This is a genomic window from Lentzea californiensis (genome assembly GCF_024648825.1).
GTDB classification, from domain to species: Bacteria; Actinomycetota; Actinomycetes; order Mycobacteriales; family Pseudonocardiaceae; genus Lentzea; species Lentzea californiensis.
On sequence record NZ_JANBBE010000008.1, the window covers coordinates 211,129 to 224,025 of the forward strand.

Genomic DNA, 12,897 nt, shown 5'->3' on the forward strand with positions numbered 1-12,897 from the left:
GTCCCTACTTCTGGCCCGCGCCGGAGGCCTCGCGGGCCGTCCGGTCGGTGTTGAACGGGGTCGTCGTCGTGGCCAGCGGTGAGCACCACTCGTCACAGTTCACCTGGGAGAGGGCTTCGGCCGTGGTGTACGGCTTGCCCGTCTTCTCGTTGACCTGCTTGCGCAGCTCGATGTACTTCTCGAAGTCGGCTTCCTTCAGAGCGCGGACCTCGAAGTTCATCACCGCGTGGTACGAACCGCAGAGCTCGGCGCAACGACCGACGAACGCACCGGGACGGTCGATCTGGTCGATCTGGAAGACGTTGTCCTGGTTGTTCTTCTTCGGCTCCGGGAAGACGTCCCGCTTGAAGTGGAACTCCGGCACGAAGAACGAGTGGATGACGTCCGTCGAGCGCAGCGTGAACTGGATGCGCTTGCCGGCCGGCAGCACCATGACCGGGACCTCGCCCGAGGTGCCGACCGTGCTGACGACGTTGCCCTCTTCGGTCTTGTGGTCCGGGTACTGGAACTCCCAGTTCCACTGGAACGCGATCACGTCGACGTTCACGTCGGGCTTGCCCGACTTGTCCGTGACGTAGTTCTGCGTCACGGCGGTGAAGTAGAACAACACCGCCACGATCACCGTCGGCACGACGATGAGCACGATCTCCAGCGGGAGGTTGTACGCCGTCTGACGCGGCAGTTCCTCCGACTTCTTGCGGTGGAACACCACCGACCACAGGATCAGACCCCACACGATGACGCCGACGACGAGCGCGGCGATCACGGACCAGGTCCAGAGCTCGCGCATCTTCTCGGCCTGCGGCGTGACGGCCTGCGGCCATCCGAAGCGCAGCACCTCGTCCGTGGAGCAACCGGTGGCCCCGATGCCGACCAGGCTCACAAGCCCAGCGGTCTTCACCAGCCGGGATGCCCTGGTGCCCTCCTTCAGGCCCACTGCTCGCCCGCCTCCTCGTTCCATGCCAACGGATCAAGCGGGAGCGTAGCCCAGCGCAACCACGCTCACCCCTCGGGGGCACCGCCGCTGCGGTGCAGTTTCGGTCACACAGAGCCCCTTCGGCATACTGGGGACTTCCCCGTGGTCTTCCCCTTCATGTCTTTTGAGAGGTGCGAGAGCCTTGTGCGGCCTGGCAGGACTTGTATGCCCTAGCGAGAACGAGGCCGAGAACGCGCGCCCGGCCGTGGAGGCGGCGCTGCGCTGCATGCGGCACCGCGGACCGGACGAGAGCGGCACCAGGCGGGTCGACGAGGTCGTGTTCGGCTTCAACCGGCTCGCGATCATCGACATCGAGCACTCCCACCAGCCGTTGACCTGGGGTCCGGCGGAGTCACCGAGCCGGTACACGATCAACTTCAACGGCGAGGTCTACAACTACCTGGAACTGCGGGCCGAGCTCACCGAGAAGCACGGCGCGGTCTTCCACACCGACGGTGACACCGAGACCATCGTCGCCGCCTACCACTACTACGGGCCCGCGGCGATCACGAAGCTGCGCGGCATGTTCGCGTTCATGATCTGGGACTCCGAGCGCGAGATCGTGTTCGGCGGCCGCGACCCGTTCGGCATCAAGCCGCTGTACTGGGCGCAGGGTCAGAGCGGTGTCGCGTTCTCCAGCGAGAAGAAGATCCTGCTGGAGCTGGCCCCGTCCATCGGCATCGCGCCGAAGATGAACGTCAAGGGCCTGCAGCACTACCTCACGCTGCAGTACGTGCCGGAGCCCGCCTCGCTGCACGACCACATCCACCGCGTCGAGTCCGGCCACTCGTTCACGCTGGTCCCGGGTGAGTCGCCGAAGTTCGAGCGCTACTTCCCGGCGGAGTTCAAGGTCCGCACGGTCCGCAGCGAGGCCGAGGCGAACGCGCTGTACGACGAGATCACCGCGGCGCTGCGCGACTCGGTCGCCAAGCACATGCGGGCGGACGTGACGGTCGGCTCGTTCCTGTCCGGCGGCATCGACTCCACTGTGGTCGCGGCGCTGGCCAAGGAGCACAACCCGGACCTGATCACGTTCACCACCGGGTTCGAGCGCCAGGGCTTCTCCGAGGTCGACGTGGCCGCGGAGTCGGCGGCGCTGATCGGCGTGAAGCACGTGGTCCGCACGGTGAGCGCGCAGGAGATGATGGACTCCCTGCCGCTGATCACCTGGTACCTCGACGACCCGGTGGCCGACCCGGCGCTGGTGCCGTTGTGGTTCATCGCCCGTGAGGCGCGTCAGCACGTGAAGGTAGTGCTGTCCGGTGAGGGCGCGGACGAGCTGTTCGGCGGGTACACGATCTACCGCGAGCCGTTGTCGCTGGCGGGGTTCGAGAAGGTGCCGGGCGCGCTGCGCAAGGCGATGGGCAAGGTCTCGACGAAGATCCCGCACGGCGTGCGCGGCAAGGACCTGCTGCGTCGCGGCGCTTTGACGCTGGAGGAGCGCTACTACGGCAACGCGCGCATCTTCCTCGACGACCACCTGCGTCAGGTGTTGCGCACGTACGACCCGGCGGTGTCGCACATGGACGCGACGGCCGGGCCGTACCGCGAGTCGCGCAACTGGGACCCGGTGACGCGCATGCAGCACGTCGACCTGTTCACGTGGCTGCGCGGCGACATCCTGGTCAAGGCCGACAAGATGACCATGGCGAACTCGCTGGAGCTGCGGGTCCCGTTCCTCGACCCCGAGGTCTTCAAGATCGCGTCGCAGATCCCGAGTGAGTTGAAGATCACGAAGGACACCACGAAGTTCGCGCTGCGCAAGGCGATCCGCGACATCGTGCCGGCGCACGTGCTCAACCGCCGCAAGCTCGGCTTCCCGGTGCCGATCCGGCACTGGCTCAAGGACGAGATGCACGACTGGGCGGTCGACATCGTGCGCAGGTCGCAGACCGACCAGTACATCGACAAGAACGCGGTGCTGCGGCTGATCGAGGAGCACCGTTCCGGCGTGCTCGACCACAGCCGCCGGATCTGGGCGCTGCTGGTGTTCATGATCTGGCACGGCATCTTCGTCGAGGGCCGCATCCAGCCGGTGGTGCCGGAACCGCACTACCCGGTCAAGCTCTAGGTCCGGTGCGTCAGGGCCCCTCCGCGGAGGGGCCCTTTCGTTTCAGCGACGGCCTTGTGCGCTGCAGATCGCGTACGAGCTGACGACTGTCTCCGGGGACTCCATCAGCTCCAGGTAGCGGTCGAACTCGGTGTCGGTGAGCGGGAGCTTCGCGCGCACCAGGCGTGCGGTCGTGGCGAGCACGCGGCACCCCGCGGAGCCGCCCTCCCACTCCTGCACGTCACGGGACCCGCTGACGTCGTTCAGGCCGGCGTCGCGCAGGGCCCTCTCGACGCGTGCGCCCCACGCCAGTTCGGCGCCGGCGTGGTCGAGCATCGTCAGCAGGGCGTTCTTGACCCGCATGATCAGCTTCGCGTCGTCGGGAGCGGCGGAGAGGACTTCGAGCGGCAGGCAGTCGAACTCTTCGAGGACGAGCCAGCCACCGGGCCGCAACGCGTCGCGCAGCTTGCGCAGGACGAGGTCGCGGGCGGGGAGGTAGAAGAGCACCAGGCGGGCGTGGACCAGGTCGAACGCGTTGCCGGGCAAGATGCCGGACACCACGTCGTGTTCCAGGACGGTGACGTTGTCGCGTTCCTCGAGCCTGGTGACGTCGATGTCGGTGACCGTCACGTGCCCGGCCGGGGCGACGACGTCGGCCAGCCAGTTCGCCACCGATCCCCCGCCACCTCCCACTTCGAGGCAGCGCCAGCCGTCCGAGACACCCAGCTGCTCGACGCGGGCGAAGGTGCCCGCGTCGAGCAGTGAGCTCAGCGCGTCGAACTTCGGATCGAGCGACTCACCGGTGTCGCCGAACAGGTACGTCCCCATTGTCCGATCATGGCAGGACGGGAGCGATCTCCTCAGCGGCTTGCGCACCAAACGCGCCACGAATGCGGGCGAGCGCCGCCTCGCGCTCGATCACCCACTCCTGCGTGCCGACGGTCTCGAGCACCTCGACCGCGATGAACGAGCCGAGCTGAGCTGCTCGTTCGATGCTCAGCCCCGCGGTGATGCCGGCGAGGAAGCCCGCGCGGAACCCGTCGCCGACGCCGGTCGGGTCGGTCTTCGCGACCTCGGGGACGGCGGGGACGTGCAGCGCGAAGCCGTCGCGGTCGACGATCTCGACACCCTTGGCGCCGAGCGTGGTGACGCGCTTACCGACGCGGGCGAGGACGTCGGCCTCGGTCCAGCCGGTCTTCTGCAGCAGCAGTTCCCACTCGTAGTCGTTGCTGAAGAGGTACTCGGCGCCCTCGATGAACGCGCGAGCCTGCTCGCCGTCCATGCGGGCGAGCTGCTGCGACGGGTCGACGGCGAACCTGTAGCCGCGCTGACGGCACTCGTCGGCGTGCCGGAGCATGGCCGCGGGGTCGTCCGGGCTGATGATGACGAGCTCGAGGTTCTCGACGCGGTCCGCGATCGGCGCGAGCTCGATGTTGCGGGACTCGGCCATCGCACCGGCGTAGAAGGAGGCGATCTGGCACATGTCGTCGTCCGTCGTGCAGACGAACCGCGCGGTGTGCGCGACCTCGGACACGTACACGCCGGACGTGTCGACGCCGTGCCGCTCCAGCCACGAGCGGTAGTCGTCGAAGTCCTTGCCGACGGCACCGACGAGCACCGGACGCACCCCGAGCACACCGAGGCCGAACGCGATGTTCGCACCGATGCCACCGCGACGGACCACGAGGTCGTCGACCAGGAAGCTCAGTGACACGCGGTCGAGACGCTCCGCGACCAGCTGGTCCGCGAAACGACCCGGGAAGTGCATGAGATGGTCGGTCGCGATGCTGCCGCACACGGCTAGGGGCACGTCGGCTCCTCTTTTCTTGTTGCGCTACGTGACAACTCACCCGGACGAGTACCGCTGTGAAGACTACTGTTTGGTAGGGCTACCGCAGGTCAGACCGCCGTCATACGGTCGGGAGGTGACGATCCCAGAGGCGAGCACGATGAGTGAACTGATCGAGGACTGCGCGCAGCTCCCCTTCGCTCTGACCCACCCCGAGCACCCCCTTCCCGTCCCGCGCGACGCCGCGCCCTGGCAGGTCGACGAGCGGTGCGCCCACCAGGTCGAGGGCCTCGCCGAATACGGCGTCTAGCCCCAGGTCCGGCTCACGGGCCCATCCGGGCAATACCTGAAAGATTTTCAGGTTCACACGCGGAGAGGCCGCGTTCCCGTCGATGCGGGAACGCGGCCTCTCCGCGTGTTCGCCTTAGTGGAACGAGTCGCCGCAGGCGCAGGACCCGCCGGCGTTCGGGTTGTCGATCGTGAAGCCCTGCTTCTCGATCGTGTCCACGAAGTCGATGACAGCACCCTCGACGTACGGGGCGCTCATGCGGTCGACGGCGACCTTCATGCCGTTGAAGTCGACCATCGCGTCACCGTCGAGCGCGCGCTCGTCGAAGAACAGCTGGTAACGAAGACCGGCGCAACCACCGGGCTGGACGGCGATGCGCAGGTGCATGTCATCGCGGCCCTCCTGGTCGAGCAGCGCCTTGGCCTTGACGGCGGCCGCATCGGTCAGCGTCACGCCGTGGCTGGGCGCCTCAGTGGTCGAAGCGGCATCCTGAGCGGTCGTCATGGCTCTCCTAAGAGGTCCTTTGCGGGCGGTTCACCCATCAACAACACGGGCGTTCCCCGCCTTGTTCCGCTTCCCATGGTCCCACAACGACGCCGCATGTCGCCCTAGGTGTCGACTGTCACGTAGACCACGCTCAAGCCAGCCGATATATCAGCTACACCCTCTAACCGGGTTCTCGCACTTCAGCGCGACCACTGCCGTGCCACGTGCTGCGCCGTTGCAATGAGACTTTTGCGGGCGTCCGCAATCGACTTGTGCACAGAGCCGACGTGGTCGGAGACCGAGTAGGCGGCCTGGACGCCGGCGGCGCCCATCTCGCGGCGGCCGACGCTGACCTGGCCCGCGATGGCGATGCACGGGATGCCGCGTTCGGCGGCGCCCGCGGCGACGGCGGTGACGAGCTTGCCTCGCAGGGACTGCCAGTCGAAGCTGCCCTCGCCGGTGATGACGACGTCGGCGTCGTCGAGGGCGGTGTCGAGGCCGGTGAGGTCGCGGACCAGGCCCGCGCCCGACGTCATCGTCGCGCCCAGCGAGAGCAGCGCGGCACCCAGGCCGCCCGCCGCTCCGGCACCCGATACGCCGGATACGGGTGTCAGGACGTCCATGGCGGCCAGCTTCGTTTCGAGGCGTTCGACGGCTTCCGGGGACGCGCCCTTCTGCGGGCCGAACGTGCGCGCGGCGCCGTGCGGGCCGAGGAGCGGGTTCTCCACGTCGGAGGCGGCGACCAGCGCTGTGCCGGTCAGGTCGGTGCCCGCCTCCGACAACGCGGCGAGCATGCCGGCGCCTCCGTCGGTCGTGCCGGAGCCGCCCAGGCCCACCGTTATGACATCGTTGTCAGCCGCCGCTGCCGCGATGAGCTCGCCGACGCCGCGCGTGGCCGCCGTCTCGCAGGTCTGCGGGCGGAGTTCCGCGGGGATCAGGTGGAGGCCGCACGCTTCCGCGGACTCGATGTAGGCAACACGCCGACCGGCGGTGTGCACGCTGAGCCAGCGCGCTTGCACCGGTTCGCCCAGAGGGCCGGTGACGCGGACATGCCGGATGTCGCCGCCCGTGGCGGCGTGCAGCACGTCGACGAAGCCGGGGCCTCCGTCGGCCAGTGGGCGTTCGGCGACGACGTCGCCGGGCTTGGCCTCGCGCCAGCCGGTGGCGATGGCGTCGGCGGCCTCGCGGGCGGTCAGGGTGCCGCCGAAGCAGTCCGGAGCGATGAGTACGCGCACCTCGCGAAAGGTACAGAAGAACCACTGTCCTACCCTGTCGTCGTGAGGTTCCTGCGCCGCAACGCCGCCGACACCGATGCCACGGCCACCGAGTCGACCGACGAGGTCGCCGACTCCACCCGTTCCGCGGGCAAGGGCAGGCCCACGCCCAAGCGGCGTGAGGCGCAGGGCAGGCGCTCCGGGCCCGTGCCCCCGCCTCCCCGCACGCAGCGCGAGGCGTTCAAGCGCATGCGCGGCAACAAGGTGAGCAAGGAAGAGCGCCGTGCCGCGGCCACCGAGCGCCGTCAGCGCATGATGGCGGGCGAGGACAAGTACCTGCTGCCGCGCGACCGCGGTCCGGTGAAGGCGTACATCCGCGACCTCGTCGACTCGCGGCGCAACCTCATGGGCCTGTTCATGCCGCTCGCGATCCTGGTGTTCGTGGCGCTGCTGACGCCGTCGCTGGCCGTGCAGCGGTACGCGACGCTCGCGACGACGTTCATGCTGATCGCGATGGTCATCGAGGGCATCGTGCTCGGCCGCCTGGTCACGCGGAAGGTGCGGGCGAAGTTCCCGACCGAGCCGATCAAGGGCCTGTCGATCGGCTGGTACTCGTTCATCCGCGCGAGCCAGATCCGCAAGCTGCGCGTGCCCAAGCCGCGTGTGAAGCCGGGCGACGCGATCAAGTAGCCCGTGATCGACTAGCGGTGCGCGAGAAGCAGCGCAAGCTCCAGCTGCCGGAGAAGCTGCGGTGGAACCACAACGAGTGGTACCGCCGCCGGCTGCTCCGGCAGTTGCCGTTTCGGGCCGCGTCGGCGCTGGACGTCGGCTGCGGTCTGGGTGACCTGGCGCGGCGGATCAGGGCGGACGAGGTCACCGCGATCGACGCCAGCGCGCGCATGATCGAACGGGCGAGCGCCACCACGGACGAGGTCCGATGGGTTCACGGCGACGTGCTCACCCACGACCTCGGGCGGTACGACGTCGTCACCGCCGAGGCGAGCCTGCACCACCTGCCGTTGCGTGAAGGTCTCGCCAGACTCGCCGCGCTCACCAGGCCGGGCGGGACGCTGATCGTCATCGGGCTGTACATGACGGCGAGCCGGGCCGATCGGGCCATGGAGCTGGTGACGTTGCCCGCCAACGCCGTCGTCGGGCTCGCCAAGGCCCTCAACGGCACCGGCGGCACGCCGCACGATGCCGAGATGCCGGTGGTGATGAGCGCGCCGACGTTGGCCGAGATCCGGGCGGCGGCAGCGGAGATCGTGCCGGGAGCGCGGATCCGCCGGCGCTTGTTCTGGCGGTATTCCATGGTGTGGCACGCGCCCGAAGTTCATTAGCAGCACGAACGATTTCGGTTTAAGCTCCGATGTATGAAGTTCCGTCGACTCGGCCGCAGCGGCCTGTCCATCAGTGAGATCTCGTACGGCAACTGGCTCACGCACGGTTCCCAGGTCGAGGAGGAGCAGGCCCACGCCTGTGTGAAGGCGGCGCTGGAGTCGGGGATCACGACCTTCGACACCGCCGACGTCTACGCCAACACGGCCGCGGAGTCGGTGCTCGGCCGGGCGCTGCAGGGCCAGCGGCGCGAGTCGCTCGAAATCCTCACCAAGGTCTACTGGCCGACCGGTCCCGGCGGCCCCAACGACCGCGGGCTCGGCCGCAAGCACATCATGGAGTCGGCCAACGCGTCGCTGAAGCGCCTGCAGACCGATTACGTCGACCTGTACCAGGCGCACCGGTACGACTACAGCGTCCCGCTCGAAGAGACGATGCTCGCGTTCGCCGACCTCGTCCGGCAGGGCAAGGTCCTCTACGTCGGTGTCTCCGAGTGGACCGCCGAGCAGATCACCCGCGGTGCCGCGCTGGCCCGCGAGCTGAACGTCCCCTTCGTGTCGCACCAGCCGCAGTACTCGATGCTGTGGCGGGTCATCGAGCCGCAGGTCGTCCCGGCGTGCGAGCGCGAGGGCCTGAGCCAGATCGTCTTCTCCCCCGTCGCGCAGGGCATCCTGACCGGCAAGTACCTGCCGGGCGCCGAGGTGCCGGAGGGGTCACGCCTGGCCGACGCGCGCGGGTCGCAGATGATCGCGCGCTGGATGCGGGACGACGTGCTCAACGCCGTTCAGGCGCTCAAGCCGATCGCCGAGGAGGCGGGCATCACGCTGGCGCAGCTCGCCGTCGCGTGGGTGCTGAAGAACCCGAACGTCGCGTCCGCGATCATCGGCGCGTCGCGTCCCGAGCAGGTCTTCGAGAACGTCAAGGCCATCGACGTCGAGCTCGGCGACGACGTGCTCACGCAGATCGACAAGGTCCTGGAAGGCGTCATCACCGACGACCCGAGGCTCACCGCCCAGGGCTGAGCCCTCTCATCGGGCGGGGTGCAGGCTCATCGGGCCGTACACCTCGGTTTCCGACCGCAGCAGCGTGACCTGTTCGACCCCGGCGTCGAGCAGGTCACGCCACCCGGCGCTGAACCACTCCTCGGCCTCGTTCTGGTCCGCGAACATCACATCCGGGCCCGCGACGTCGCGTCCCTGTGCATCCTGGTAGCGCCAGCGGTATTCCACGGACGAAGGCTAACTCTCTTGTCACCTCGCACGCTCGTGCTCGGCGGAGCACGTTCGGGCAAGTCAGCGCACGCGGAAGGTCTGCTCACCGAGGCGACCGTGACCTACGTCGCCACCGCGCGCCGGTACCCGGACGACCCTGACTGGGACGCGCGCATCGCGCTGCACGTCGCGCGGCGCCCGTCCACCTGGCACACGGTCGAGGCGTCCGCGCCCGCCGACCTGCCCGCGTTGCTCACGGCGACGCAGTACGAGGACCCGCCGATCCTGGTGGACGACCTGTCCACGTGGCTGGTGGGCGTGCTCGACGAGGCTCAGGCGTGGGAGGGCGACGGCTCCGAAGCCATCGCGCGCGACGTCGACCACCTCGTCCGTTCGATCGCCACGTGCCGTGCGCGGCTGGTGCTCGTGACGGCGGAGGTCGGGCTCGGCGTCATTCCGTCCACGCGCTCTGGCAGGCTCTTCCGCGATCACCTCGGTGCGCTCAACGCGCGCGTCGCCGAGGTGTGCGACGAGGTCACGCTCCTCGTCGCCGGCATTCCCCTGAAACTGCGATAGGAGCGACCAGGTGAGCACCGAGTTCCCGCCGGTTGAACCGCCGGACGAGACCGTTCTGCGCCAGGCCGAGGCCCGGCACGCGGTGCTGACCAAGCCGGTCGGCTCCCTCGGACGGCTCGAAGAGCTGGGCAACTGGATCGCCGCCTGCCAGGGCTCCGTGCCTCCGAAGCCGTTCGTGCGGCCGCGTGTGGTCGTGTTCGCGGGCGACCACGGCATCACCGCGCAGGGCGTGTCGGCGTTCCCGAGCGAGGTGACCGGCCAGATGGTCGCGAACTTCATGACCGGCGGCGCCGCGGTGAACGTGCTCGCGCAGGTCGCGGGCGCCACCGTGCGCGTGGTCGACATGGCCGTCGACGCGGACACCCCGGCCGGCGTCAGCCAGCACAAGGTGCGGCGCTCGTCCGGGTCGATCGACCGCGAGGACGCGCTCACCCGTGAGCAGTGCGAACTCGCGATCGCGGCCGGCCGCGCACTCGCCGACGAGGAGGTCGACGCGGGCGCCGACGTGCTCGTCGCGGGCGACATGGGCATCGGCAACACGACGCCCGCCGCCGTGCTGATCGCGTCGCTGACCGGGTCCGAGCCCGTCGCGGTCGTCGGGCGCGGCACCGGCATCGACGACCAGGCGTGGATGCGCAAGACGGCGGCGATCCGGGACGCGCTGCGCCGGGCCCGCCTGGTGATCAGCGACCCGGTCGCGTTGCTCGCCACGGCCAGTGGCGCCGACATCGCCGCGATGGCCGGGTTCCTCGCGCAGGCCGCCGTGCGCAAGACCCCTGTCGTGCTCGACGGCGTCGTCGTCGGTGCGGCCGCCGTCGTCGCCGAGGAGCTGGCGCCGGGGGCGCGCGAGTGGTGGGTGGCCGGGCACCAGTCCGCCGAGCCCGCGCACGCGATCGCGCTCGGGCACCTGAACCTGAAGCCGCTGCTGGAGTTCGAGATGCGGCTCGGCGAGGGATCCGGTGCCGTGCTGGCGCTGCCGTTGCTGATCTCGGCGGTGAAGGTGCTCGCGGAGATGGCGACGTTCGAGAGCGCCGGCGTGACGAACCGCGAAGACCTGACCCGGGAAGAACCAGCCGAAGAAGAACCAGCCCCGGAAGACCCGGCTGAGTGAAGCTCGCGTTCTCCTGGCTGACCGTCCTGCCGCTGCGGGTCGACGACGTCGACCGCAAGGCGGCAGGACGGGCCATCGCAGCCACGCCCGTCGTCGGCGTCGTGCTCGGCGCGTTCGTCGTCGGTGTGCTCGAACTGCTCGCGATGTCCGATGTGCCGGCGCTCGTGGCCGGGTTCCTGGTCGTCGGCGTCGTCGCCCTGGCAACGCGGGGCATGCACCTCGACGGGCTCGCCGACGTCGCTGACGGGCTCGGTTGCTACGGGCCGCCGGAGCGGGCGCTCAGGGTCATGAAGGACGGCGGCGCGGGACCGTTCGGCGTCGTCTCGCTGATCGTGGTGCTGGGTGCGCAGGCCGCCGCGCTCCCCCACGCTCACTGGGGTGTCGTGCTGCTGGCGTTCGCGACGAGCCGGGCGGCGTTCGGCATCTGTTGCATGCGCGGCGTGCCCGCGGCACGGCCCGAGGGGCTCGGTGCGCTCGTGGCCGGGACACAGCATCCGTTGCTGGTCATCGGCACGTGGGTGGTGCTCGCCGCAGCGGCGATTCCGCTCGGGTGGCGCGCGGTCGTCGCCGTCGCCGTCGCGTTCGCGCTCGTGTGGCTGCTGGTGAAGCACACCGGAAAGCGTTTCGGCGGCATCACCGGTGATGTGCTCGGTGCTGCCGCCGAAATCGCGCTTCTGGCCGTGCTGGTGATCGCTTAGGCCTTGAGGGTCGTCATCCAGCCGTGGGTGTCGGCGACGTGGCCGTGCTGCAGGCCGGTCAGGCGCTCGCGCAGCTTCGTCGTCACGGAGCCGGTGCCGCCGTCTGCGATGTCGAACTCGCCACCGGCGTGCTTGACGTGGCCGACCGGTGTGATGACCGCCGCGGTGCCGCAGGCGAAGACCTCGGTGAGCTCACCGGAGGCGTTGGCCTTCTCCCACTCGTCGGTCGAGATGCGGCGCTCCTCCACGGACAGGCCCAGCTCGGAGGCCAGCGTCAGCAACGAGTTCCGGGTGATGCCGGGCAGCAGCGTGCCGGTCAGCTCTGGCGTGATCACCTTGTCCCCGAAGACGAAGAACAGGTTCATGCCGCCCATCTCCTCGACCCAGCGGCGTTCCACCGCGTCGAGCCAGACGACCTGGTCGCAGCCCTTCTCGGCGGCCTGCGCCTGCGCCACGAGGGACGCGGCGTAGTTGCCGGCGAACTTGGCAGCGCCGGTGCCACCGGCGGCCGCGCGGACGTACTCGGTCGAGAGCCACACGCTCACCGGGCGGACGCCGCCCGCGAAGTAGGAGCCGGCGGGAGAGGCGATCAGCACGTAGAGGTACTCGGTCGCGGGTCGCACGCCGAGGCCCTTCTCCGTGGAGATCATGAACGGCCGCAGGTAGAGGGACTCCTCCTCGGCCGAGGGCACCCAGCGGCCGTCGACCGCGAGGATCTGCCGCACGGACTCCAGGAAGAGCTCGTCGGGGAGTTCGGGCATCGCCATGCGGCGGGCCGAGGCGCGGAAGCGCTCGGCGTTGGCCTCAGGGCGGAAGGACGCGATCGAACCGTCGGGCTGCCGGTAGGCCTTGAGCCCTTCGAAGATCGCCTGGCCGTAGTGCAGCACCATTGCCGCGGGGTCCAGTGCGAGGGTGGAGTACGGGCCGACTTCAGCGTCGTGCCAGCCCTTCTCGCGGTTCCAGCGGATCGTCACCATGTGGTCGGTGAAGTGCTGCCCGAAGCCCGGCTTGGCAAGTACCTCCGCTACGCGCTCCGGGGTCGCCGGGTGCGGGTGGGGAGTCCGGGTGAAAGGCAACTCGCTCGTCATGGGAGCACGGTAACCCGCAGGTGGGGATACGGAAAATCCTCTTCCCAAAACTCGGACGTCCTACTAGTTGA

The 12,897-nt window shown here is 69.2% G+C and carries 15 protein-coding genes; 8 read left to right on the top strand and 7 right to left on the bottom strand.

Features of this window, described 5'->3' with window-relative positions:
* Positions 1 to 4 precede the first annotated feature (4 nt).
* Positions 5 to 937 carry an aa3-type cytochrome oxidase subunit II gene (gene ctaC, locus LX88_RS27790; RefSeq protein WP_258950733.1) on the bottom strand — a complete coding sequence of 311 codons (933 nt, stop codon included), beginning with the start codon at positions 935 to 937 and terminating at the stop codon, positions 5 to 7.
* Between the two features lie 181 nt (positions 938 to 1,118).
* Here ctaC and asnB point away from each other — a divergent pair, with 181 nt between their 5' ends.
* The gene (asnB, locus tag LX88_RS27795; RefSeq protein WP_258950734.1) at positions 1,119 to 3,047 is read left to right on the top strand and encodes an asparagine synthase (glutamine-hydrolyzing); all 1,929 of its coding nucleotides are present in this window, start codon (positions 1,119 to 1,121) and stop codon (positions 3,045 to 3,047) included.
* A 42-nt stretch (positions 3,048 to 3,089) separates the two neighbouring features.
* Here asnB and LX88_RS27800 read toward each other — a convergent pair whose 3' ends face one another.
* Together LX88_RS27800 and LX88_RS27805 are read right to left on the bottom strand one after the other, a co-directional pair.
* A complete protein-coding gene (locus tag LX88_RS27800; protein WP_258950735.1) occupies positions 3,090 to 3,854 on the bottom strand; it encodes a class I SAM-dependent methyltransferase in 765 nt (254 codons plus the stop codon).
* Between the two features lie 7 nt (positions 3,855 to 3,861).
* Complete coding sequence (locus tag LX88_RS27805; protein ID WP_258950943.1) at positions 3,862 to 4,794, bottom strand: carbohydrate kinase family protein; 933 nt, start codon at positions 4,792 to 4,794, stop codon at positions 3,862 to 3,864.
* Positions 4,795 to 4,951: 157 nt separating this feature from the next.
* On the opposite strand from LX88_RS27805, the gene LX88_RS27810 reads away from it, so the two are divergent.
* Entirely contained in the window at positions 4,952 to 5,125 is a 174-nt protein-coding gene (locus LX88_RS27810) for a hypothetical protein (protein WP_258950736.1), read from the top strand.
* 114 nt (positions 5,126 to 5,239) lie between these two features.
* Here the strand turns inward: LX88_RS27810 and LX88_RS27815 are convergent, their stop codons facing one another.
* Entirely contained in the window at positions 5,240 to 5,608 is a 369-nt protein-coding gene (locus LX88_RS27815; RefSeq protein WP_030474606.1) for a HesB/IscA family protein, read from the bottom strand.
* A gap of 182 nt (positions 5,609 to 5,790) precedes the next feature.
* Positions 5,791 to 6,825, bottom strand: coding sequence for a glycerate kinase family protein (locus LX88_RS27820; protein ID WP_258950737.1), 1,035 nt, complete (start codon positions 6,823 to 6,825; stop codon positions 5,791 to 5,793).
* A 42-nt stretch (positions 6,826 to 6,867) separates the two neighbouring features.
* Between LX88_RS27820 and LX88_RS27825 the strand changes: the two genes are divergently transcribed.
* The 3 genes from LX88_RS27825 to LX88_RS27835 are packed head-to-tail and all read left to right on the top strand — an operon-like array spanning position 6,868 to position 9,164.
* A complete protein-coding gene (locus LX88_RS27825; protein ID WP_090071001.1) occupies positions 6,868 to 7,494 on the top strand; it encodes a DUF3043 domain-containing protein in 627 nt (208 codons plus the stop codon).
* A 17-nt stretch (positions 7,495 to 7,511) separates the two neighbouring features.
* Complete coding sequence (locus tag LX88_RS27830; RefSeq protein WP_258950738.1) at positions 7,512 to 8,144, top strand: class I SAM-dependent methyltransferase; 633 nt, start codon at positions 7,512 to 7,514, stop codon at positions 8,142 to 8,144.
* Positions 8,145 to 8,177: 33 nt separating this feature from the next.
* Complete coding sequence (locus LX88_RS27835) at positions 8,178 to 9,164, top strand: aldo/keto reductase family protein (RefSeq protein ID WP_258950739.1); 987 nt, start codon at positions 8,178 to 8,180, stop codon at positions 9,162 to 9,164.
* Positions 9,165 to 9,170: 6 nt separating this feature from the next.
* Here the strand turns inward: LX88_RS27835 and LX88_RS27840 are convergent, their stop codons facing one another.
* Entirely contained in the window at positions 9,171 to 9,371 is a 201-nt protein-coding gene (locus tag LX88_RS27840; protein WP_258950740.1) for a hypothetical protein, read from the bottom strand.
* Positions 9,372 to 9,389: 18 nt separating this feature from the next.
* Between LX88_RS27840 and cobU the strand changes: the two genes are divergently transcribed.
* The 3 genes from cobU to cobS are packed head-to-tail and all read left to right on the top strand — an operon-like array spanning position 9,390 to position 11,738.
* Entirely contained in the window at positions 9,390 to 9,929 is a 540-nt protein-coding gene (gene cobU, locus LX88_RS27845; protein ID WP_258950741.1) for a bifunctional adenosylcobinamide kinase/adenosylcobinamide-phosphate guanylyltransferase, read from the top strand.
* Positions 9,930 to 9,939: 10 nt separating this feature from the next.
* The gene (gene cobT / locus LX88_RS27850) at positions 9,940 to 11,040 is read left to right on the top strand and encodes a nicotinate-nucleotide--dimethylbenzimidazole phosphoribosyltransferase (RefSeq protein WP_258950742.1); all 1,101 of its coding nucleotides are present in this window, start codon (positions 9,940 to 9,942) and stop codon (positions 11,038 to 11,040) included.
* Complete coding sequence (gene cobS / locus LX88_RS27855) at positions 11,037 to 11,738, top strand: adenosylcobinamide-GDP ribazoletransferase (RefSeq protein WP_258950743.1); 702 nt, start codon at positions 11,037 to 11,039, stop codon at positions 11,736 to 11,738. The genes cobT and cobS overlap by 4 nt, the downstream gene beginning before the upstream one ends.
* On the opposite strand, the gene LX88_RS27860 is transcribed toward cobS, so the two are convergent.
* Positions 11,735 to 12,826 carry a branched-chain amino acid aminotransferase gene (locus LX88_RS27860; protein WP_258950744.1) on the bottom strand — a complete coding sequence of 364 codons (1,092 nt, stop codon included), beginning with the start codon at positions 12,824 to 12,826 and terminating at the stop codon, positions 11,735 to 11,737. The genes cobS and LX88_RS27860 overlap by 4 nt on opposite strands.
* Positions 12,827 to 12,897 lie beyond the last annotated feature (71 nt).